Origin of the sequence: Dyadobacter sp. BE31, from assembly GCF_031457695.1 — a bacterium.
Classification (GTDB): domain Bacteria; phylum Bacteroidota; class Bacteroidia; order Cytophagales; family Spirosomataceae; genus Dyadobacter.
On the sequence record NZ_JAVDXA010000003.1, the window covers coordinates 1,202,862 to 1,226,904 of the forward strand.

Sequence of the window (24,043 nt, forward strand, 5' to 3'; positions counted from 1 at the left end):
TCTGAATTTTCAACATCCTCCACTTATTGGCAAGGCATAGATCACGTTGCCCGAAACAGATAAATTGAAGACTTTATCCTGTACAGCAGGCAACACAAGTTGCCACGTTTTCCCTTTGTCCGGGGATCTGTAAATGCCTGCCGGGTGGCCACAGAACATATATTGCCCAACTTCGGTAATTGAGGCGATATAGAGGCTTGCCGGAAGGCCGGCATCGATAGGCTGCCAGGTTTTTCCGCCGTCATAGGACGTCCGTACCCTCCGTGTCTCCGTCTCTGTATTGCAGGTGATGGCCGCAAATCCACCTTTGATGCGTTCGATAGCAATGCCCACTCCGCCTTCACTAATCACATCAACCCAATTTTCACCATCATCTGTCGATCGAATGATGCCTCTCTGGCTGGTCGCTAACAGCACTCCGTTTGACTCTGCCAATTTCATTACCCAGCCTCCGTCGTAAACCCGCTTCCAGCTTTTACCATTGTCATCAGACTTTAAAAGCCCCTTATCGTAACCGATGAAAACAGTAGGGCCAGTTTCAAAGATGGTACGAACGCTTTTCCCCGGGAAATCCGTATAGGCCGGCAGCCATAAACTCGTGCCGTTTATCTTTTGCAAAAACTGGCCGCCATAGTTGAATGCAAGCATTCCGGTCTTGCCAGGAACAATGCTGCCAAGGTTGGCCGGTGTAATCTCTTTTTCCCAAAAAGGGGCGGTCGAATTTGGTTTACTGTAATACATCTCATTGCCGGCGCGCAAATAAATTCCATTATCATTCGCCAAGAAACCATCTCTCGGGATACCGTCCGGCAAACTTTCGGGCAGCCCTGCACTAATGTCCTGCCAGGTTTGTCCGCCATCGGCAGATTTAAAAATGATGTTTGCAGCGACTGCCTTACCTTGCTTTGGCTCGCTATCGGAAAGCGGGGACGCACGGGGATATTCTAGCGTCGTATCAAAGACAATTGAAAATTGAAAAAGGAGTAAAAAAGCGATGTGATACATTTTCATGACTAAAATCGTTTGGTGAATGAATGGCGTTAAATTGTTTTAACTTCACACATCCAAATGTAGGCACGTGCCTGTCCGCTATGGTAAATCGACTGTAAATTCTCGTTCTTCAATTGTAAAAAGAAATGTAAATGCTTGTAAATTCTGCTTTTACCGGCTTTTTTACCGCCCGGCTTGTGGTGAGGTCTGGGATTTCCATTATGCTGCTTGCGCTCTTTTTTACCTTCTGTTCTTTCAGAGAGCAACCGGACCGGGACTTACATGCGAAACAAGTGAACCTGTTGGTCCGTCAAATCGGTCATCGGTTGCTGTTGCAGGCGGGCGATTCAAGCTCACGTGTATTGCCCGTTACTGAGGTTAAAGAAGGCACGTTTATGCTCAGGTTCGAAAATCAATTCGCTTTTAACCACGACTCGCTCATGGCGCTGTCCCGTAACTTCTTTCCCGAGAAGCAAGCCCCTGCCGGGTACACCGTCACGGTACATGATTGCGTGAAAGGCGACATTGTCTATGGTTTCCAGATAAATAATACCTCGCCGGACATCCTGGCTTGCACCGGCAGAAGTCAGCCCACAGGTTGCTACGTAATCGAATTTGCCTTTCCAAATTTGTATGGGAATGTAAAACATCAGAAGGCTGACGGCGACCAGCTGACAGAATCAGTTGAAGCGGCTAATCAGAAAGTCAACCCAATACTTGAAGAATTAAAAACGCCAACCTTCGGCCATGACATCGCCCGGCGGACCGACAAGCTCGAATCAGTTAAAGCGGAAGCCCGGCAAGTCAATCCCACAATTGAAGAATCCCAGACGACCACCTTTGGCTACCCGTCAATCAAGCTTGTTTATGGTATTCTGGTGCTACTGGGCATGATCGTGTTAATCAGGCATTTTGGAAAATTTTTAATACAGTTGCCCGGGCAGAAGCAGAGTCATGCTATAATAAATGAGTCCGTTCCGGAATTGGCTGCACTCGGGAAGTTCTTGTTTAATGTGAAGGATCAGCGCTTGGTTTTGGATAGCGAGGTAGTTAGTCTCACAGACAAAGAATGCAAGGTCCTCAATGTGCTCCACAAAAATTTTGGAGAACTGATCCCCCGCGAAACGCTGATGCAGGAAGTCTGGATCAACGACGGGGTCATCACCGGCCGCAGTCTGGACGTATTTGTATCGAAACTTCGAAAGAAATTAAGCCTTGATCCCGAGCTGCGAATAACGAATGTTCATGGGAAGGGGTATAAGCTGGAAATGCCTGAAAAACAGATTATTTGAGAGCTAGATTAACCCAAAGCGCTTGTTGCGGTTTGGAGATAGCCTTGTCACTGAATTCAGTCAGGCCGTTTGCAGGATGTAAGTCCAGCTTCTTTCAGATTCCCTCCATGAAGGTCCATTCAACGTAATTATCAGCAGTAAAAATGCACTTCTTCCACCTGTCTTCTTTGCACTTTTTCTTTTGTTTTTTCTGCATCTTCAACACTTCTTCCGGTCAGCAAGCACTCGACTGGCCAGATACCGCTCCCGGTTACGACATCAGGCACTTCACAGATGAAAACGGGCTGCCACAGAACAGCGTTAGATCCATTGTGCGCGATACACGCGGAAACATCTGGTTGGCGACAGAAAGAGGGCTCGTTCGATTCGATGGAAACCGGTTTGTGAATTTTGATAATCTGGGGAATTCCTTTGCTGCCAGGAGCATTTCAGGTTTCAACCTGGATCCCAAAAGTCGCAATGGCGAGTTGCTTGCGATGTCCAGCAACGAGACTTGGATCCGGATGGCGAATGGCAAAGCGGCGATAGACACTTCATTGAAAGGGTATCCTCTGTACTGGTCGGCTGATGTTTCAAAAATGCGGGACCTCCACTTGGTTGAAGCGTTGCCTGACCTCAATGAGGCAGCATTAAAACACTACCTTCACGGCATTGCTACGATATATCCTGCACCGGCGGGAAGACATTTCGTGTATGACGAACAAAACGTCGGCTACTATGTGAATAACAAAAAGACAAAGGTCTGCTCTTTCCCCGGCAAGAGCTTTTTTCGTTTTTTTCGTTTGGGGGAGAGCCTTTATTACCTGGACGAACGGCTCAAACTGACCCGTTTTTCGGGAACTGCGAGCGGCTTCTGCCAGGAAGAATCAAAGCTGGTGGGGCCTCTCGCATCGGACCCTGGCTATCAATCAACCGGGCAGTATCAGATTTTTTGGAATAACTGCACCAACCAGGTTTTTATTTATACGAGCGGGCGCCTGTATGATCTGCGACTGGCCAAAGACGGCTCACTTGTCAGCAAGCTGATCCTGGCCGGTTTCGATTTTCAAAGCAGAGACATTAAAACCGTTCTTATGGACGAAGAGCACGGTAGGTTTTTTCTGGGAAGCCAGCTTTATGGCTTATATATCGTTACCAAAAAGAAGTTTGTTGCCGTAACAGACTCGTCGGCGGGTAACGATAATGTGTACTACGGCCAAGCGCTGCTCGATAACGGGAAAATTGTAACCGCCAGCGGCGTAGTTTTCTCCCCGGAGAGTAAAAGTCCCGCAGCGGCTGCCACGTCTCTGAGAACGATTAAAAAGTATGTCGATTGGGACAAATACAGCGTAATGAAAGACCATACGGGTAGCATATGGTGTAAGCGGAGGGAAACCTTATTCAGATTCGAAAGGAATGGAAAACAGCTCATTTCTAGCTGGACGATCGGTGACGAAATAAAGCAACTTTATGAGGGCCTTAACGGTAGGATCTGGATTGGGACCAATTCGCTCGGCCTGTATTACATTGATCCTTCCCGGCCCGGTGCAAAGCCGCTCTTTTTTGCCGGTAGATATTTTTCCAACATTTCATGGATTCAACAACAAAATAACGAGACACTCTGGATTGGAACAGGTAAAGGACTTTACAAAATAGATTTGTCGTCCAAGAGAATATCCCATATTACAAAGCTTACCGATATCTACATACGCAGCCTTTATATCCCCGATGGTCGAAACGAAATATGGATTACGACTTACTCCAACGGACTATATCTTTTGAAGGATCAAAAGCTGACGCATTTTCCGATCGACAAAGAGCAATATCTGGCCAGTGCGCATTGTGTGATCGAGGATCGCAACGGCTTCTTCTGGATCACGACCAATAAGGGGCTTTTTCAGATCAGTAGGAGAGATCTGCTGGCCTATGCGGATAAGCCCTTCGAGTTGTATTACCATTACTATTCAAAAACCGAGGGCTTTAACACCAATGAATTCAACGGCGGTTGCCAGCCTTGCGCGTTGCGGACGCCGGGAGGAATGGTATCATTTCCGTCGATTAACGGGCTTGTCTGGTTTTTTCCCGAACGGACACGCCCGGAGCTTCCCGGTCAGCAGATTTTCATCGATCAAACAGACGGGGGCGATAGCCTGTCGGCATTTGAAGGAAATAGGGTCGTGGTAAAGGCCGGCGTACCGCAAATCGTTGTTAAAGTTAGCACACCTTACTTTGGCGACCCTTACAACCTGAGAATGTCCTACCGGATCGTCAAAGGCCATCAAGTTTTGACCGGTTGGAAAGCACTGGACGAGAGCAAGAGCATTCCTATCCCATTTCAGGGTGGAGGAAATTACACGCTCTCTGTACGGAAAGTAAGCGGGTTTGGAGTGAACAACTACAAGGAAGTGCATCTCAACATCACGGTGGGAAAGGAGTGGTATGAAACATGGTTGTTTAGAGGTGTTGTTGCGGGGACAGTTCTACTACTGTTCTACGGGATATTGAGACGGCGTCTGAGAGCTATCAAACTGCAAAACCTGGCATTGGAAATCAAGGTCAGGGAAAGAACAGAGCACTTGGAAAAAACACTTGTCGTTTTGAGTGACTCTGAAAAACAGCTCGAAAAGCAGGTCAGGCTGCACCTACATTTGATTGCTTCGATCTCACACGATATCCGCACGCCGGTAAGGCACATGTCGTATGCTCTGGAATATAGCCAGGCGCTCATCGAAGACAACAAGCCGGACAATGCCGTCGCATTTATTAAACAGTTAAAACAGGCTGTCGAAAACATGTATCATATGGTAGATAACCTGGTTAATTTCATTAAGCCTGAGGTGAGCGGCACGGGTCAGGCCGCAACGTCCGTGAAACTGAGTGCGGTGGTCAACGAAAAGGTCTCGCTGTTCGGGCAGATCGCCACGGCCAATAATGCCGATATCCAGGTGGACGTAGCCCCTGAGGCACTCGTCTTCACCGATCCAAAGTTACTGGGCATCATCGTCCATAACCTGATCGACAACGCCATTAAGTTGCGCGACCGAAACAAACTTAAAATTTACTTACGGCACGAAGGCGCCGACCTGCACCTCATTTTTGAGGACAATGGCCCGGGGATGCCTCCGGAGTTGATGAAATGGCTCAATGCGACTGGCCCGGAAGAAGATTTCACCCTGCCGGCCGGTTATGAAGGCCTCGGCTTGCTGCTGTTAAAGCAGATTTCGAAAGTCTTGCGTTTACAGATATGCGTTACAAATGACCCCGGGGCCTGCGTCCACCTGATTTTCAAACAAGGCAATGCGGCCCAAACAACGCTATAAATGGTCGGCCGTGCTTTGTTCGAGATACCAGAACTTCTTGGCAAGATCCACGATGTTGTCCACACCCATTTTTTTAAAAATCCGGTTCTTCTGCGTTCCGACGGTGGAAATCTTGACGTTCAGTTCGTCGGCTATCGATTTAAGCCACTTACCTGTAAGCAGCAAACCAAGTACCTCACGCTCCCGCGCAGTAAGCGCCGCCGTAGGGTCCGCCTGCATCGATTTGCCCTCCATCAGATTGCTGAGCATCGCCTCCTTTAACTTCGGGCTGACATACTTTTTATTTTCCAATATCATTCGGATGGCCTTTGCAGTTTCCGAATCGAAGCTGTTTTTATGCAGGAACCCGTTCGCGCCCCTATGTAAGCAAATGGGCGCATTCGTGAGCTCATCCCTTCCCGAAAACACGAGAATCTTCAAATCGGGCTGCACCTCCCGGTAAGCGCCGATCATTTCCGCCCCGCGGCTTCCCGGAATAGCGAGGTCCAATACCATCAGATCGACGGGGGTTTTTGCCAGCACGTCGAGGCCTTCCTGAAAGGAATACGCAAAAGCAATGGTGGAGTTTTCGACGACTGTTTTAATGATTGCTTGTACCCCTACGGATACCATGGGGTGATCGTCAATAATGAGTATGTGATACATATCGGGGTTGTAGAAGGCGATTTGAATTTCAGGGTAAAGGTAGCTCCCTGCGTTCATTTACCGAAAAATTCGTAGCGATTAGTAGTAATATTTCGATTTCCGTTGCTACCAGAGCTCTCTAAGTTTACACATTCATTTGTCGAAACATAAACTTTTGGGATTTCCTATGAGAACAAAACAACTACTACGCGCTTCCATAAGCCGGTAAACTGTCGGCGCGAACGATTTCAATCCAACTATTTTAACTTATCCATAGCTACATGAAAACAGAACATCTATTAATCAGCATTTCAGTAAAAAAGGTATCGTCAGCTTTATTTGCAGCCGCGCTGCTCCTGGGCTCTTCCACCGCTTTCGCCCAGGTTAAAATAGGGACTAATCCGACGACTATTGAGCCTAATTCCAATCTGGAAGTGGAGGCTTCCACTCCCGGTCGTAAAATGAAAGTGGACAAAACAACCGGGCAGGTGACCATCACCGACGGCACACAGGGAGCCGGAAAAGTATTCACCTCCGATGCTAACGGAGGCGGAAGCTGGCAAACCGCCGGGGCAGGATGCGCCAGCTTTGATGCGAAGGGGGATAATACCACCACACCAGTAGTTGATACCGGCGTATTTACACCGGTTAAACTGATTGCCAACAATATCGTCTACTCGCCGTCCGGCGCCTACGATAATACGACCGGCGAGTACACCATACCTGCGGATGGCTTCTACATCTTTCATGGGTCAGCGGGTACTTATGATGTTGCCACCGGGCATACCGGCGCCAGAAATACCACGATACAATTGGTTTCAACTGCCAAAGGGCTTTTAAGTTATAGTGTTGAACCCCAGTTGGATTATGGAGTTGGAGCCTGGCAAGAAGTAACATCCGCCAATTTCTTTACAGCAGGCGATAAAGTTTCGTTTCGAATAAACTCCGATCATGTTAGCGGGGTCAAGCCTGCTTCGGTGACCACCGCCTCCATTTTTTTCTCCGGCACTCGTATCGACTGTAACAAAAACTAGCATGTATTCAATGGAGATTATTCAATCTCCGTCACAACGCAACGGGCAGTCAGGATCACCTAATGCCATTAAACTGACCTATTAATGACACAAAACTATACCATTTCATTCCGAAAGGGATGGATCAGCACGGCCGTTTCGACGGCCCTGCTTCTGCTTGGGCAGCTCGTTCAGGCCCAGGAGGGTAGCCAGGGGAATACCACGATCTTCGGCGGTGCCCAGATGACTTTTTTCAGTAACCACAACTTCGTGACGGGAGGCGGGGCGCAGCCGGGCGTAATCCTCACAGAACGCGCGTCGGGGAACTTCGGCGTGCTCAACTTTGCCGGCGACAACCTTACCTCCACAGGCGCTTCGGATGCGGGCTACGTGGATGGGTATGTGCGCAAATACGGCGCGGGCAGCTTTGTTTTTCCCGTTGGCGACAATGGTTTTCTCGGCCAATTTGCGGCTTCGGCCGACGGTGTGATGGGCGCTTACTTTCACGCCGATGCCAATACAGCCGTTACCAGTAACCTTTTTACAGGTTCCGACTATGCGGCCCTGCCCAATGGGGGCCCATTTGCGACCGGCAGCATGGGCACGAATGTCAATGTTGTAAGTACTGTCGAATACTGGGACATAGACGGCCCGAATGCGACGCCCCTCACATTGACCTGGGATGCCGGAAGCGCTATCGGCACGTTGACGGGCAGCGACCTCACCAAGCTCACGATTGTCGGATGGAACGGGACGGAATGGGTCGCGATACCGTCTAAAGTTGATACTACATCGGTACTGGGCGGTACCAGCGATCTCACCGCGGGATCGATCACGACGATCTCGCCACTCGCGCCCGACACATACACGGCATACACATTTGCATCGCTCGTGCTGCCGCTGCCGGTCACGTTGACGCGGTTTACGGCCGTTGCGGAAAGCAAGACGGTGTTGCTCGGCTGGTCGACGACCGAGGAGGCTAACAGCGATCGTTTCGAGATCGAACGCAGCCAGAACGGGAAGCAATGGAGACTGATTGCTTCGGTTGCTTCGCAGGGCGATAGCAAAGTGCTCGTCAATTATTCCCATGTGGACGCCAGCCCATTGGTGGGCCAGAATTTTTACAGGCTTAGAATGGTCGATAACGACGGGACCTTTGCGTATAGCCAAATCCGTAAGGTCGCATTTGCAGGAGAGGGAGGCGTAGCACCTTACCCGAACCCTGTTGTGGACAAAGTCCTGATCCGGCAATACGAGCTGGTCAAACAGGTGGATATCGTCAATGCGAGCGGCGTGAAGGTCATCAGCAACCAGCCGCCTTCTATTACCGGAATTGATGTAACAAAGCTCCCCCAGGGCATTTACATCGTTAGCATGACCCTGTTTGACGGCACTATCAGCACACACAAAATAGCCGTTACCAGGTAATAACGGGGATGAGGGTCCGGGCGGCAAAGTCGCTGTCCGGACCTTTCATGCTTTCCCGGGCCTGATCGCGCAAGCACCATTCAGATGCACAACCCTACCTAACCATGACAATACTAGTTGTTACCGACAATCGTCTCTTTTCCTTAGCATTACACAGCATCATTAAGAATCAGTATCCCGACGGGACCATCGTCGAAACAGATCGCCTTCAGAACGCTATCGGGTTGGCGCAGGTGTCAGCAATCGATGCGATGATCCTGGATATCGGCGCCGCCGACGCAAAGAATACAGACCTGATAGACAACTTCAAAAAAACAAATCCCCAGGCGGCGGTATTGGTGAACCTTGGCGACCAGACCCAGTTTATGTACAAATTTATCCGGGCCGGTGCCACCGCATTGTTTTCCAATAAATCGTTGCCCGAAGAAATTAACGAAGGCCTCAGGCACGCCGAAAACCACACCCGGTATATCAGCTCCGATATTCAGCAACAACTGCTCTTCCATATTGTGGCGAAGCCCATCAACCGCACGCTTACCAAACGGGAGGAGTTAGTGGCCGATTTGCTGGTCGCAAACAAGTCGCATCAGGAGGTAGCTGTCATCACCGGGACCAGTTCCAAAAGTGTAGGATACTACAAACGCCGGATCTTCCAAAAGCTGGAAGTGGACAATTTACTCGACCTCGCCCTGAAGCTTAACAAGGTTTTGATCAATGGCAAAAAGGGGCATTAACAGTCTGCACTCCAATACGCTTCACACACACATCTGAAAATCATTCACCCTTACTCGCCGATTGCCTATGATAAAATAAAAATGCACGCTCCCAAGGCTCTTTTTACGAACCAAACTCTACACTAAATGAAGAAAAAATTATTTATCAAGTTCGTTGTACCGACCGTCAAGCGGTGGGTGAATCGAACACGAACGGCCGGCTTCACCCGGTTGCCCATTTTATGCTGCTTTTCGATGCTTTGGCTTAATTCTGTTTCCGCGAATGCACAGGACGTGGGGCAGGTGTGGATTGCAGAAGCCGGCCTTGTAACACCGGCAGCACAAGCCATTCCGCAGGGCGGCGTGACCGACGCGGCGGGAAATACCTACATGATCGGACGTTCCGTCGAAACCGTTGATTTCGATCCGGGCCCTGGCGTAAGCCCTTTGACAGCGGGCACCTCCGGCCAGTATGCTTATATCCAGAAGCTGGATAAAAACAAGAATCTGGTATGGGTCAAACAGATCAGCGCCACCTTTGTGATCAACACTTCTGCAATCGCAGTTGATGCGTCCGGAAACCTGGTTATCACCGGCTCGTTCAGGGGAACTGCCGATTTCAATCCGGGCGGAGGTGTGGCCGAACTTTCGACCAGAGTAACAAGTGGCACGGAAACGTTTATTCTTAAGCTCGACAGTAACGGAAATTATTCCTGGGCTGTCAGACTGGCGGACGTTTCGGCAGAGGTGGTGACCAATGGCACTGGAAATGACATCAAGACGGATGGTGCCGGGAATATTTATGTTGCCGGTAACTTTTCCAATACCGTCGACTTCAACCCGGGCTCCGGGGTGTCCGCGTTGACATCCGCGGGCGGATGGACCGATTCGTATGTCTTGAAATTAGCTCCGGACGGTACATTTATATGGGCCAGGCGAATGGGTGGCCCGCTCAACGACAATGGAACTACGCTGGATGTCGATGGCAACGGAAATGTATTTGTCGGAGGTACTGTGAACTCCAATAGTGGAGCTTCCGATTTTGGGCCCTTTACTGTTCCTGCAACGACCACCCAAACGGGATTTGTCACAAAACTGGACGGCGCCGGGACATTTCAGTGGGTTAAGACGATTGCCAATACGGGTTCCAGTTCGGTGAGCGAGATCGAGGCAGACAACGCCGGAAACATCTATATTGGAGGAAATGCGGGAGGAACTATGGACCTGGATCCAGGGCCTGGTACTACCGACATTCCCGCAGCGGGTTTCATCACCAAATGGGATGGCAACGGGAATTACGTGTGGGGAATGTTTCAGGGTAATGCTGTCGGGGACATTACGCTCGACAATGCCGGAAACCTGTTGGCGACCGGGCGCTATACAAATGCTGCGGCTATCCTGGATCGCGACTGGGATCCGGGAGCAGGGGTCGTAAAGGTAACCAACCGGGGCACTGCCATCGCCAGCACAGATATTTTTGTGAGCAAGTATACCACCGATGCGGGTTTCGTTTGGATAAAAACTGCGGGAGGGGCGGCCGCGACCCTGGCCATTGACGACGGACTATCCGTTGGTGTTGATGCGGCGGGAGATATTTATGCGGCGGGGACTTATTTGACCGACGCGCTGTTTGGTCCCTGCAAATATGCAGTCACGCCGACGGCGAACGCAAATATCCGTTCCCAGTATGTATGGAAGCTTTCAACCCAGCCTGTTCCCAATCTTCAATTTGCAGCGACCACGCTTTCGCCGGCCAGTCAGCAAGCCTGTATCCTGGGTATTCCTCAGGTGATCAATGCGAGCCCTGCCACGATCGTTTCCCCATCCGGGTACAGCACGACCATGCTCTACCAATGGCAAATTGCCGAAAACGCGACAGGGCCGTGGGCCGACATGCCCGGTGAGGTATTCAAGGATTTGCAGCCGCTGGCCAGAAATACCTCAGCTTACTACCGCCGGATCGTGAAAGTCAACGATGGTTTTTGCGGTTTCAAAACAGTGGACAGCTCTCAGGTAGCGTCGGTGATCATCGGCACCGATGTATCGCCGATTGCCAACGCCGACGGCCCCCAATGGTTTGTTTGCGGGCCCGGTTCCAACACGGTACAGCTGGCAGGTACTGCCTCCGGCGGAACGCCCTCCTACACCTATCAGTGGTATGAAGGCAGTACCAGTAATGGCACGCCGCTCGCCTCTACCGGCACATGGACCACCCCGGGCATTACCCAGGCAACCACCTATACATTACAGGTAACCGATGCCGCTGGCTGCGTGGACATCGACCAGGTTACGATAGTCCCCGCTATCGCCAATGCAGGTACCGACAAGTCGATCTGCCAGGGTGCCGGCGGTGTTCAAATCGGCGTCCCACCCGTTTCGAGTCCCTCGGTATCCTATGTCTGGACAAGTATTTCCGGTAACCCGGTTTCGTCGCTAAGCTGTACGACCTGCGCGCAGCCTATCGCCAACCCAACTGCCACAACAGTATACCGTTTGACTGTCACCGTTCAGCAAAAAGGCGGCGGCACTTGTGTAACTACCGACGATGTGACTGTGACGCCGGTTACCGCACCGAATGGCACATTGGCATTTGCCGGAACTGATAAGACGATTTGTAAGAACACATCCGTCACCCTGGGCGGTACGGCAGATGCGACATTTGCCTATACCTGGACATCGGGTCAGTACCTTTCCGCTTCTCAGGTAGCCAATCCGGTTTTCAATGCAGGGACCGCAGCGGTGGCCGGCGGGGCGATCAATTATACGGTATCCGCTATTAAAGGGGGCTGTGCCTTCACGGATGAAGTGAAAGTATCCGTGCTGAACAGCCGCATTACCGACCAGGATGAAACTGTTTGCGGCCCTATCTGGAGCAGACATATGGACGAGCAGAATGCGCCAGGCGCAACTTATTCATGGAGCGTCGTATCAGGAGACGGCACCATATTGCAAACCGCCAATGCCGGGCAGGATGCATACCTGAAAAGCAACAGCGGAGTTACCGTTTTCCGTCGCACCGTTACTCTGAATGGCGTGACCTGCTCGGCTGACGTATCCGTGCAGCCGTGTACAGGTTCGGGAGGTTGTGATTTTGAAATAGTCACACTTTCAGACCAGGCCTGCCCGAAAGTATTCGGCGCGGTAGCCCTGAAACTGGGTACCAGCATCGGCGATCCATCCAACTACAACTTCTCGTGGAGCCCCGCGAACCTGGTCGACAATGCGAGCGTACCGACGGTAAATATTACATCCACCGCGCAAGCGACGATCACCGTCACGATCACCAACAAGTATGATGGTTCTATCTCCTGCCAGAAATCGATCGTGATCAACCCGCCGGGATGGTCGTTGCCCGTATTCACAGCACAAGATAAATATACTTGCCCGGGCACTTCCGTTCAAATCGGGAGCACGGCCGTGGCTGGCTTTACCTACCTGTGGGATCCTGCTACCGGGCTAAGCAGCAGCACTGCTGCCAATCCTACCGCAACTGTGAATGGTACGACCCAGTTCCGTGTGGCCATTACTGAAACCGCTTCCGGCTGCCGCAACCGCGACACCCTGATGGTCAACGTATCGGCGCCGGCGGCTAATGCGGGCAACGACCGTGCAGTTTGTAACGGTGCGACCGTCACCCTGGGCAGCCCGGCTCCCGCAGGTACCAACTGGACTTACGCATGGGAACCTTCCAATGCCGCATGGACCAATGGTACAGGACCAACCGATGCCCAGCCGCAGATACAATTCGCTGCTGCGTCGCCCCAAAGTTTTATTGTGACTGTTACTGACCCTTTGTCGGGCTGTATGGACAAGGATACGGTTGTACTAAGCAACACCGTCACTACCGGCGAGTATGCAGGCGCGGCCGTTACCACTTGCCAGGGAGAGCCTGCGCAGCTGGGTCGTTCGGCCGAGCCGTTTGCGCAATATGAATGGTTTATGGCCGATGGCGTTACGCCTGCGACGGGGCTAAGCAGCAACACCGCCGCCAACCCGACTGTGCTGAGCCCTTCAGCAACGGCGACCTACGTGGTAAAAGTAAGCTACCCAGGATGCAGCACTCCGCTCACCGACCAGGTGACTTTGACCGTTAATCCGGTAACAGGCCTCGATCTGATCGATCAGAACGTATGTCCTGCCGGACCTGTCGCGATCGGGTACGGTGCAGCCGGAAACCCGGCGGCTCCTGTGGGCGCAACATACCTTTGGGTACCGGCAACCGGTCTGAGCAGCGCCACTGCGGCCAATCCGACCGCAACGGTGACCTCAGAAACGATCTATTCGGTAACAGTGACGTTGCCTAGCGGTTGTGTGTTCACCGATCAGGTTAAAGTGAGCCCGTCAGCGAATGCGGGTAGCGACGCCACGTTGTGTCCTGGCGAGTCTGCTGTCATCGGTACCCCTGCGATCGCAGGCGCGACCTACTCCTGGACAGGGGCAAGCATTGTAGGCGCAGCTAATGTAGCCCAGCCCACAGTTAAGCCGACTGTCACAACCACCTACACAGTGAGTGTTACATTGAATGGCTGTACTACAACTGACCAGGTAATAGTGACCGTCAACACGCCTAACAACTTTAATATCACTGGTAACACGGCGATTTGCGAAGGCGGTATAGCGACGCTTTCACTCGCGGGAACCGCTCCCGCAAACAGCACCTGGCAATGGAGCCCTGTCGCTGGCGTGAGCAGCCCCAACGCAACGTCTACTACGATCGCTGCCACCACAACCCAGACCTACCGTTTGACGCAGACCAACACGGCGACCGGTTGCAGCAACTACAAGGAAGTGGTAGTGGTAGTCAATCCAAACACAATTGCCGCTACCACCGGCGATCTGGCGCTTTGTGAAGGTACTTCTGCACCGCTGCCATTGAATGTAACCTCTTCGGGCAGCTACTCTTATGTTTGGAGCCCTGCTGTGGGTCTTTCCAATGCATTCGTGGCTAACCCAACCGTCACCACAGGTTCACCGAGAACTTATACTGTGACAGTAACCGACAATGCAAGTCAATGCCAGTTGGTGAAACAGGTGAATGTGGCTATCAATGCGCCTGAGGCATGTTTTGCACCGGTAACCCTGACTGGTAATGTATTTCACGATGCCAACGCATTGAAAGATGTGACTGTCAACAGCACCGCTAACAACCCGGCTATCCCGACCGGCCTGTACGTGACACTAGTAGATTCGACCGGCGCGGCTGTGAAAACAGTGCCGGTGAACGCAGACGGTACTTATGACTTCGGCGTAACCGCTCCCGGCGATTACAGCATCGTATTGCACCAGACTTCAACCGGTTCTACCACGCCAAGCCTGCCGGTAGGTTGGGTGAACACCGGCGAGAACCTGGGTGCAGGCGTGGGTAGCGATGCGGGCGTAAACGGTATCCTGACCGGCGTAACCGTCGCAGGTACGAATGTGACCAATGCCAACTTCGGTATCCAGCTGCCTCCGGTAACCACAGGCGGTACGGAGCCTACCCAGCCGAACCCGGGCGGCACCACTACCGTGGACCTGACCTCGCACTTCGGATTGACCGATAGCGATGGAACCGTGGCATCGGTTACGTTCACTGAATTCCCGGCGGACGCGACCACGATTACCATCAACGGTACAACCTACGTCGCCCCGGGCGCTACGCCGGGCGCAGGCCAGCAGGTTTGGCCGGCTGGTAACCTCACGGTCCCTGGAACGGGTCTGTCTGTTGTAGTCGACCCTGTCGATGGCGGCGCGGTGGTGGAAATTCCATTCTTTGTCACCGACAATGGCGGACTGGAAAGTAACGTGAGCACCGTAACCGCCGATTTCACCGTTCCGACCGTGCAGCTCTCGGGTAATGTATTCCACGATGCGAATGCATTGGCCGACAGTACAGTGAACACAACCGGATCGGTAACAACCATCCCGGCGGGCCTGTATGTATCGCTGATCGATAGCACCGGTGCCGTAGTGGCAACTGTTCTCGTGAATGCAGATGGAACCTACGACTTTGGCAATGTGGAGCCTGGCACTTACAGCGTGGTGTTGCACCAGACAGCAGCCGGCTCGACGGTACCAAACCTGCCAACCGGTTGGAATAACACCGGGGAACACCTGGGTGCGAATGCAGGTAGCGACGGGACCGTGAATGGCATCTTGCCAAACATTGTGGTAACCTCTACCGATGTGACCAATGCGAACTTCGGCGTGCAGCAGCCGCCGGTAACGACCGACGAAAACCTGCCGTCTTCGCCAAATCCCGGCGGCACTGTCACCGTGGATATTTCGGGTGATTTCAACTTCACCGATCCCGATGGCACCGTGGAAACCATCACATTTACCCAGTTCCCTCAGAATGTGACAACGGTGACTATCAACGGAACGACCTATGTGGCTCCGGGCCAGACTCCGGGAGCAGGCCAGCAGGCATTCCCTGATTCGGGTGTAACTGTTCCCGTGACGGGCTTGGAGGTTTTGGTTGATCCGATCGACGGCAACCCGACTGTGGATGTACCATTCACCGTAACTGACAATGGCGGTCTGGAAAGCAACGAAAGTTCTGTCACCAAGCCGTTCTCGACTCCGGTTGTGAGCCTTTCCGGTAATGTATTCCACGATGCGAATGCATTGGCCGACAGTACAGTGAACACAACCGGATCGGTAACAACCATCCCGGCGGGCTTGTATGTATCGCTGGTCGATAGCACCGGAGCCGTAGTGGCGACTGTTCCTGTTAATGCAGATGGTTCATACGACTTCGGTAATATAGAACCCGGCACTTACAGCGTAATATTGCACCAGACAGCAGCCGGCTCGACGGTACCAAGCCTGCCGACAGGTTGGAATAACACCGGAGAACACCTGGGTGCGAATGCAGGTAGCGACGGGACCGTGAATGGCATCTTGCCAAACATTGTGGTAACCTCTACCGACGTGACCAATGCGAACTTCGGCGTGCAACAGCCGCCGGTAACGACCGACGAGAACTTACCGTCTTCGCCAAACCCTGGTGGCACTACGACCGTGGATATTTCGGATGATTTCAACTTCACCGATCCCGATGGCACCGTTCAAAGCATCACATTCACCCAGTTCCCTCAGAATGTGACAACGGTAACTATCAACGGAACGACCTATGTGGCTCCGGGCCAGACTCCGGGCGCCGGGCAGCAGGTATTCCCTGATTCGGGTGTAACTGTTCCCGTGACCGGCTTGGAGGTTTTGGTTGATCCGATCGACGGCAACCCGACTGTGGATGTACCATTCACCGTAACTGACAATGGCGGTCTGGAAAGCAACGAAAGTTCTGTCACCAAGCCGTTCTCGACTCCGGTCGTAAGCCTTTCAGGCAATGTCTTCCACGACGCCAATGCATTGACTGACAGCACTGTGAATACAACCGGCTCCGTAACCACCATTCCGGCTGGCCTGTATGTATCGCTGATCGACAGCACCGGTGCCGTAGTGGCAACTGTCCCCGTGAATTCAGATGGAACCTACGACTTTGGCAATGTGGAGCCTGGCACTTACAGCGTGGTGTTGCACCAGACAGCAGCCGGCTCGACGGTACCAAGCCTGCCGACAGGTTGGAATAACACCGGGGAACACCTGGGTGCGAATGCAGGTAGCGACGGGACCGTGAATGGCATCTTGCCAAACATTGTGGTAACCTCTACCGATGTGACCAATGCGAACTTCGGCGTGCAGCAGCCGCCTGTGGCCGTTCCGAAGGAGTACGTGATCGATCAGCCTGTTACCGACGTGATGATACCGCTCAACGGTTCGCACGTGAGCACAGGTACGGGCACAACAACGCCCGACCAGCTGACTGGCGCCGATCCTGAGGATGGTACATTGAATGGTGATAACCATGACCGTACGGTAGTGATCACAACCCTGCCCGACCATGGCGAGCTGTACTACAACGGCGTGCTGGTAACGGCAGGACAAGTGATCCCTGACTACAATCCTGATTCGCTGGCAATCAAACTTACAGGTACCGGTTACACCAGCACTACTTTTGAGTACGCCTATGTGGATGAAGCGGGCGAGCAATCACCGCCTGCTCCTTACACGATCCGCTGGGAGAAACCGCTTCCGGTAACGCTGGTCTCATTCACCGCGACGGCACGTGAAAATGCAGCTGAGCTCAACTGGGCGACTTCGGAAGAAACAAACTCAGAGCGTTTCGAGGTGCAGCGCAGCATCGACGGTAAAGCCTGGAAGGCCATCGGCAGCGTGCAAGCACAAGGTGAAAGCAAGGTGAGAAAAACCTACACTTTCGCTGATAACAAGCCGGAGACCGGTGAAAACCTTTACCGGTTGAGAATGGTCGACCGCGATAGCACGTTTGCGTACAGCGCTATCCGAAGCGTACGCTTCGAAAGCAAGCTGGAAAGCAGCATCTATCCAAACCCGGTTGCTGATGAGCTCAACCTGAAAGTGACCAGTTGGAAGCAGGTGAAAGCCATCCGGATCGATAACCTGGCAGGTTTGCAGGTGTACAGCTCCGGACCGGTTGCAGCCGGCAAGGTTGATGTAAGCAAGCTCGATTCGGGCGTGTACATTCTGCGCATCACACACACTGACGGATCGGTCCACACACACAAATTCGTTCATATCCAATAATGCATTACGCTCATTAGTAGTTAACAGACGCTCCGGTAGCCGGTACACGGCTTACTGGAACGTCTGTTCCAAACTTCTATCTCAAAAGAGTTTTCATTCAAACCCCTCCTGCAATGAACATACTGATTGTCGATGACCAGACGCTGCTCCGAACAGGCATGCGACTACTACTACAAACACTTTGCAACGACTATCGCCTTTTCGAGGCAGCTAATTTGAAAACGGCACTGTCCCTGCTAAAAAGCGAGAATAATATTGAACTCGTTATCAGCGAGATCAAAGTCGATGGGATAATTACGCCGAACGTCGTGAATGTTTTCAAAGGAGCCAAGCCTGATGTCTCGGTACTTTTCTATTCGGGACTGGCCGAACGACTTTATGCCTTGCCGGCGATGCGTTCCGGCGCTGACGGGTTTATTATGAAGCACTCCAAACCCGGCGAACTTGCCCGTGCGATCATGATCGTGGCTTCCGGCGGAAAATACATGAGCTTGGAATTACAATCGTCCCTGCTACCCATGGTCGACGCAGGTTGTAAAGTGAAAGAGTTGGAATCGATCGACAGGCTCTCCGGCCGCGAACAGCTTATCATGAGCCAAGTTGCATTAGGTAAAAGTACCAAGGAGATTGCCTGCCTGCTCAACCTCAAATGCAACACCATCAGCACCTATAAGAAACGGATTTGCAAAAAAATGAATGTAACCGACAAGTTTGAACTGTATCAGAAATCTCTCGCTTTCTAGTTGCCATAACGTCAGCCAACATATAATTAATGTCGAACCAAAAGTGGTTTTTTGTAAAAAAAATATAGGAATTAAGTCATTGTTAATCAATGTTTTGTTGGTTTAGTGCTCTCTGGATGTACTTGCTGATCGCAAAATCTGAGTTTCGTTCTTCGGGATTAAGTGATTATAATTAGCAGTGTAAGCCGCAGAGCTGGCAGCAAGGAACAATACATGTCGACATATTCAGCCTTAACCGATTTGCAATTGATCGATCTTCTAAAAAAAGACGACAACAATGCCTTTTCTGAAATTTACAGCCGGTATGCGGCTTCGCTGGTGGGTTTTGCCAGTTCTAAATTATTTGACTTGGAGGATAGTAGGGATATTATTCACGATGTTTTTGTGAAGCTCTGGCAGGAAAGAAGAGAATTGAAAGTTGACCGCGATTTAAAAGCATATCTGTTTAAACTCACCCGCTACCGCATAGTGGATAAAATACGCAAGAACATTACCCGTGAGGAGTACGCGGCAATGGTAAATTCGCTGGCTGTCGACTATGAAGTTACGATTGACCAGGAAATGGCGGCAAAAGAAATAACCCACATTATCGAAACATCGCTGAATAAGTTATCTCCACGGGTGAAAGAAGTTTATTTGTTGAGCCGGGAAGAAAATTTAAGTATTGCAGAAATTGCCGACAAATTGCAGGTTTCCGAACAGACGGTAAAAAACCAGCTTTCTACCGCATTGAAATATCTACGGGCTTCATTGTCAGGTGCTTCTGCCGTCGCATTCATGTGCTGGCTTTCCTGAATCGGGCGCCACCTATTCCTCTTTCAAATGAATCTTACGGGTTGTAAGGGATTGTCGTCATTATACCCGCCTAAAAAAAAATCATTTTTCCCAATAGTACTAAATGGCCCCTCATACGGCTACTGCCAAATGGATAGCAAATGAGTCGTCAACAAATAGTCGCTTTACTGGATCGTTACTTAAAGGGCGAGACCACACAGACAGAAAACCAGCTCGTGGAACGCTGGCTGGAAGAGTATGGTAATCCCAATCAAGAATGGCATAGTCTGGATCAATCAGGCAAGGATCAGTGGCTTTCCAGCGTGTTCAGCGACATTGACAGCACCATTCGCCAGGCAGAGGTAAAAGTTCTGCCGCTGCCGCAAAGGAAGCTTTGGTGGTGGCAAAGCGTTGCAGCTGCCGCAGCGGTACTGCTGATCGCTTGTACTTTGTACCTGGAATGGCCGTTACTGCGAAGCTTCCTAAATCCTGTAGAGCTTACAGCGCTCCAAGCTCCCATTGACCAGAAAAGGGCAATCACGCTCGCTGACGGTAGTCGGGTATGGATCAATGCAGGGTCCGAGTTAAAATATCCTGAAACATTCAATGGCCAAACAAGGGAGGTTTACCTCTCCGGCGAAGCGTATTTTGACATTCACCATGACAGTTTCAAACCCTTTATTATTCATACCGGTAACCTGCTGACAAAGGTGTTGGGCACCGCATTTAATATTAAAGAGGACAAAAGCACACATACCATCCAGGTTACGGTGACCCGTGGTAAGGTGAGCGTTGCCAACGGTGACGAATTACTGGGTGTACTTCGCCCAAATCAGCAGATCAGTTTTAACACCTTAAAAGAGGAAGCTTTACAGGCAACTGTTAATGCCGCAGCGGTAATTGCCTGGCAGCAAAGTGACCTGCATTTTGAAGATGTAAGTTTTGGCGAGGCGATTGCGCAATTGCGTCAGCACTTCAATGTGAAGATCAGTTTCGGTAATGCAAAATTAAAGGACTGCCGTTTTACAGGCACTTCCATTAGTGGTGAAGAATTGGAGAAAATACTAAAAGTAATGTGCGCTTTTAACAACGCCACTTATCGGGTCGAGCCGGACGGCAGCATCGTGATAGATGGGCCAGGTTGTAGCAACTAAAAAGCGAACATGCCCGCATCATCGATGCGATAGGATCAAACAAGCCATCTATTTTTTTGCCTAATGCGTATAGTTACTATCGTTACCATCATTGCATTGCCCATTTTCCTGTTCCTATTTGCAACCACCGCCAGGGGGCAAGATATGCACTCGGAAATGGTTACGATCGGCCTGCGGGGTGAAAGCCTTGCCAGTGGCCTCAGAAAAATCGAGCAGCAAACCTCGCTTCGCTTTTATTACCGTAAAGGGGAAATTAAATCATTTACGAACCTTACCGTGCCGGTAGCGACAAGAACTATTGAACAAACCTTGCGGGAGCTGCTGCAAAACACCTTCCTTTCATTCCGGCAGGTCGAAGGGAATATACTGATCGAACGTAAGGTTGCGCAAGCCGACTATGAGATCAAGGGTCGCGTGGTGGATATCAATCATAAATCCCTGGCGTTTGCGAACGTAATGATTAGGCAACTCGCTACCGGGCAATGGATCCAGGTCGCGCAAACCGATACCGCGGGGTATTTCAGGCTCATGGCAGCAGAGCAAGGTGACTATTTGGTCAGGATTTCGGAAGTAAGCAAAGATACTTTGTCCCTTGCCCTTACATTAGGAGACATAAGAACGGTTCAGCTACCGGATATCATACTCATCGAATCAACCAGACAACTTAAACAAGTAACTATCACCAGCAGACGTCCTGTACTTGAACGGAAGGCTGATCGATGGATATTCAACCTGAACAACACCATCATGGCCAATGGTTCTTCCCTTTTTGAGGCTTTGCAGGTCGCGCCTTTTTTAAAGGTATCCGACAATGGTGTTTCAATGGCGGGCAAGGGTGGGATAGGGGTTATGGTCAATGAGAAGATAATCTATTTGACTGGAACTGACCTGGTTAATTATCTGAAAACACTCAGGTCTGAAAGTGTGGAAAAAATCGAAATCATTACCAATCCGCCGGCGAAATACGAGGCCCAGGGAAATGCCGGCCTGATTAACATTGTTTTGAAGAAAAACGAATCTTTGGGTTGGCGCGGGTCAGTCAGTTCGTCGTTTATACAGCGAACATACAGCTCCTATAATAACAATCTGGCACTTTTCTATCGATCAGAAAAAGTTAGCAGTTCCTTTACATTTAACCAATCCAATTTCCGCAGTATCATTAAAGAATCGAATGACATAGTCGATAGACCGAACCCAATCCTTGGCCGCGGCCGGCGCGTAACAACTACACCAGGTGTGCAGGCTGGTTTAAGTATTGATTATAAGCTGAATAAACATAATAATATCGGGCTTATTTACAACATGTCAGACAGCAAGTCGCTCACGGCCTTGCATAACAGGACCAGTTACAATACAGGCAATGCTATTGACTCGACCCTGAATACGACGGCCGACATTTCAAGGCCATTGTTTACACAAACGTTGAATACGTACTACGATTTGAAGATTGACACGACCGGGAAAAAATTAAGTAGTTCTGTCAGCTTTTTTACAAACAGGCCTAGAATACGAAACGATTTCGTTTCTGAATCTGAAAATGCCTCTGCCTCAGTCCGAAATAACAGCTTTTCGAAATACAATATCTGGTCAATTCAATCAGACCTGACATTGCCTTATAAATGGATAACAGTAGAGACAGGAGTCAAATTTGCCAATTTTAACAACGGTGCCGACGTGGCATATTATAACTACGTCCACGAAAAATTCTTGCTGGATAAGACGCGCAGTAACGAATTCAATTACACCGAGAAAAACCTTGCCTCATATGTCAGCATGGAGTCTGAACTGTCAAGGAAATGGACTGCCAAAGCGGGATTGCGTTACGAGTATACTACCATGGACGGCTACTCGCCGACTTTGGAACAGCGTAGTAAGCGTAGTTACGGTGCATTATTTCCCATAGCCTATCTCCTTTACAAAGCTACCGGGAATGATGTTATTTCTTTAAATTATTCGAGGAGGATTAATCGCCCCGGTCTGAATTTCTTAAACCCTTTCGCATTCTATTCAAATATTTACAGTTATTCTATTGGAAATCCACTTCTTCTGCCGTCATACAGTAACAATTTGGAAATCAATTATCTGTATAAAGGTATGTTTTCGTTTACTGCATTTACACAACACAGCAGTGATATATTTTCGTCCATTACCACAGTAAACGGGCCGTCAGTAATTTCGAGAATAGAAAATTACTTAACTCAGGACAATCTGGGCGCTTACGTATCGCTTAACCGGGCACTATTCAAATGGTGGGACAGTAGCACCTCCGCCTCCTTTTTCTTTACATCGTCAAAATCTAAAATAGAAGACGTCCCCACTCAAAATGGAACTTCCGCGTCATTTAGCGTCAACAATAGTTTCAAGGCAACATCCCAATTGGGTTTTTATCTGAATTACAGCCAAAATCTTCCCTCAACCGGTGGGAACGTTTACACATACAGTCAAAGGAATCTAACAATCGGTACCAGATTGAAATTGCTCAATAACAATTTGATAATCAGCTCCTCCTTTTTTATTGGTAGTGTAACTAAATATGATATACGTTTCAACGATTTTATACAGTCTATAAAAACGGACTATGATTATAAAACCTTCAACCTTGGCCTTACCTATTTATTCGGAAGATCTAAGGTTTCGGGAAATAACAGAAACGTACTTTTTGATGAGAAAAGGAGAGCTACGGGCTTCTGATTTCAGATGTGCCGATCGGGTTTCGTTGCTGGCTGAATTAAATCCCACAGATTGCCGTACAAATCGGCGAAGACGGCAACGATCCCGTATTCCTGCTGCTTAGGAGGCCTTACGAAGACGACACCTTTTGCAGTGAAATTTGCATAATCTGTCCAGAAGTCCTCCGTATAAAGGAAAAGAAATACCCTGCCGCCTGTCTGGTTGCCTACCGATGCCTTTTGTTGCTGGTTTGCCGCTCTGGCAAGCAAAAGGCTGCACCCGGCGCCACGGGGGCCTACGATAACCCATCGCTTCTCGTCGGTGAGCCGCGTATCTTCGATCAGGCTAAAACCAAGTTTATTTACATAGAAATCAATAGCCTCGTCATAGTCATCGACTACCAGGCTTATATGGGCGATGTGTTGCATAAATGCAGTTTCGAACCGGCTTTCATGTCCGATATTTTTTTATTCACACTACTGATTGCGTGGCAGGCGAAACACTGAGGCCTTTTGCCTGCGCTTTACTTCACGTTGGCGAGTGTGTCCTGGTGAACAACCGAGCTGGCAATAAAGCAAAATTCGCTCAGTTTTTCATGCAGTTCACCGGCTTTTTCAACCCATTTCGAGCTTTTCTCAAAATATCGGCCAGGCCATAAACCATATCAGCCAGGCCATAAACCGGCAAGAAACGTGCTGTTTCTTTTGCCAGTTTATGCCTTCGGTTATCATTCAAA

General features: G+C 50.3%; 13 protein-coding genes. 10 read left to right on the plus strand and 3 right to left on the minus strand.

Annotated elements, in window-relative coordinates; all coding sequences use genetic code 11:
- Nucleotides 1-9: 9 nt before the first annotated feature.
- Nucleotides 10-1,011: a sialidase family protein gene (locus J2Y43_RS20605; protein WP_309986594.1), complete on the minus strand. Its 1,002-nt coding sequence runs from the start codon at nt 1,009-1,011 to the stop codon at nt 10-12.
- Between the two features lie 131 nt (nt 1,012-1,142).
- Here J2Y43_RS20605 and J2Y43_RS20610 point away from each other — a divergent pair, with 131 nt between their 5' ends.
- The gene (locus J2Y43_RS20610; RefSeq protein WP_309986597.1) at nt 1,143-2,282 is read left to right on the plus strand and encodes a winged helix-turn-helix domain-containing protein; all 1,140 of its coding nucleotides are present in this window, start codon (nt 1,143-1,145) and stop codon (nt 2,280-2,282) included.
- A gap of 143 nt (nt 2,283-2,425) precedes the next feature.
- Entirely contained in the window at nt 2,426-5,581 is a 3,156-nt protein-coding gene (locus J2Y43_RS20615) for a two-component regulator propeller domain-containing protein (RefSeq protein WP_309986600.1), read from the plus strand.
- On the opposite strand, the gene J2Y43_RS20620 is transcribed toward J2Y43_RS20615, so the two are convergent.
- Nucleotides 5,576-6,226: a response regulator transcription factor gene (locus J2Y43_RS20620; protein ID WP_309986602.1), complete on the minus strand. Its 651-nt coding sequence runs from the start codon at nt 6,224-6,226 to the stop codon at nt 5,576-5,578. The genes J2Y43_RS20615 and J2Y43_RS20620 overlap by 6 nt on opposite strands.
- Nucleotides 6,227-6,486: 260 nt before the next feature.
- On the opposite strand from J2Y43_RS20620, the gene J2Y43_RS20625 reads away from it, so the two are divergent.
- The 8 genes from J2Y43_RS20625 to J2Y43_RS20660 all read left to right on the plus strand — a co-directional run bounded on the left by J2Y43_RS20625 (nt 6,487) and on the right by J2Y43_RS20660 (nt 23,328).
- Nucleotides 6,487-7,239, plus strand: a complete 753-nt coding sequence (locus tag J2Y43_RS20625) for a hypothetical protein (RefSeq protein ID WP_309986605.1) — start codon at nt 6,487-6,489, stop codon at nt 7,237-7,239.
- Nucleotides 7,240-7,323: 84 nt separating this feature from the next.
- On the plus strand, nt 7,324-8,646 hold the full coding sequence (locus J2Y43_RS20630) for a T9SS type A sorting domain-containing protein (protein WP_309986609.1): 1,323 nt from the start codon (nt 7,324-7,326) through the stop codon (nt 8,644-8,646).
- Nucleotides 8,647-8,750: 104 nt separating this feature from the next.
- The gene (locus tag J2Y43_RS20635) at nt 8,751-9,380 is read left to right on the plus strand and encodes a response regulator transcription factor (protein WP_309986612.1); all 630 of its coding nucleotides are present in this window, start codon (nt 8,751-8,753) and stop codon (nt 9,378-9,380) included.
- 126 nt (nt 9,381-9,506) lie between these two features.
- Complete coding sequence (locus tag J2Y43_RS20640; RefSeq protein ID WP_309986615.1) at nt 9,507-17,966, plus strand: T9SS type A sorting domain-containing protein; 8,460 nt, start codon at nt 9,507-9,509, stop codon at nt 17,964-17,966.
- A gap of 113 nt (nt 17,967-18,079) precedes the next feature.
- Nucleotides 18,080-18,709 carry a response regulator transcription factor gene (locus tag J2Y43_RS20645; protein WP_309986617.1) on the plus strand — a complete coding sequence of 210 codons (630 nt, stop codon included), beginning with the start codon at nt 18,080-18,082 and terminating at the stop codon, nt 18,707-18,709.
- A gap of 246 nt (nt 18,710-18,955) precedes the next feature.
- Nucleotides 18,956-19,504, plus strand: a complete 549-nt coding sequence (locus J2Y43_RS20650) for an RNA polymerase sigma-70 factor (protein WP_309986620.1) — start codon at nt 18,956-18,958, stop codon at nt 19,502-19,504.
- A gap of 140 nt (nt 19,505-19,644) precedes the next feature.
- On the plus strand, nt 19,645-20,637 hold the full coding sequence (locus J2Y43_RS20655) for a FecR domain-containing protein (protein ID WP_309986623.1): 993 nt from the start codon (nt 19,645-19,647) through the stop codon (nt 20,635-20,637).
- A gap of 63 nt (nt 20,638-20,700) precedes the next feature.
- A complete protein-coding gene (locus J2Y43_RS20660; protein ID WP_309986626.1) occupies nt 20,701-23,328 on the plus strand; it encodes an outer membrane beta-barrel family protein in 2,628 nt (875 codons plus the stop codon).
- A gap of 2 nt (nt 23,329-23,330) precedes the next feature.
- Here J2Y43_RS20660 and J2Y43_RS20665 read toward each other — a convergent pair whose 3' ends face one another.
- Entirely contained in the window at nt 23,331-23,735 is a 405-nt protein-coding gene (locus tag J2Y43_RS20665) for a VOC family protein (protein WP_309986628.1), read from the minus strand.
- Between the last annotated feature and the right edge of the window lie 308 nt (nt 23,736-24,043).

Bases quoted from the DNA above. Each gene is read 5' to 3' on its own strand.
- J2Y43_RS20665 (WP_309986628.1), bottom strand. From the start codon at position 23,735: ATGCAACACATCGCCCATATAAGCCTGGTAGTCGATGACTATGACGAG.
- J2Y43_RS20620 (WP_309986602.1), bottom strand. From the start codon at position 6,226: ATGTATCACATACTCATTATTGACGATCACCCCATGGTATCCGTAGGG.
- J2Y43_RS20645 (WP_309986617.1), top strand. From the start codon at position 18,080: ATGAACATACTGATTGTCGATGACCAGACGCTGCTCCGAACAGGCATG.
- J2Y43_RS20625 (WP_309986605.1), top strand. From the start codon at position 6,487: ATGAAAACAGAACATCTATTAATCAGCATTTCAGTAAAAAAGGTATCG.
- J2Y43_RS20605 (WP_309986594.1), bottom strand. From the start codon at position 1,011: ATGAAAATGTATCACATCGCTTTTTTACTCCTTTTTCAATTTTCAATT.
- J2Y43_RS20630 (WP_309986609.1), top strand. From the start codon at position 7,324: ATGACACAAAACTATACCATTTCATTCCGAAAGGGATGGATCAGCACG.
- J2Y43_RS20615 (WP_309986600.1), top strand. From the start codon at position 2,426: ATGCACTTCTTCCACCTGTCTTCTTTGCACTTTTTCTTTTGTTTTTTC.
- J2Y43_RS20610 (WP_309986597.1), top strand. From the start codon at position 1,143: ATGCTTGTAAATTCTGCTTTTACCGGCTTTTTTACCGCCCGGCTTGTG.
- J2Y43_RS20655 (WP_309986623.1), top strand. From the start codon at position 19,645: ATGAGTCGTCAACAAATAGTCGCTTTACTGGATCGTTACTTAAAGGGC.
- J2Y43_RS20635 (WP_309986612.1), top strand. From the start codon at position 8,751: ATGACAATACTAGTTGTTACCGACAATCGTCTCTTTTCCTTAGCATTA.
- J2Y43_RS20660 (WP_309986626.1), top strand. From the start codon at position 20,701: ATGCGTATAGTTACTATCGTTACCATCATTGCATTGCCCATTTTCCTG.
- J2Y43_RS20640 (WP_309986615.1), top strand. From the start codon at position 9,507: ATGAAGAAAAAATTATTTATCAAGTTCGTTGTACCGACCGTCAAGCGG.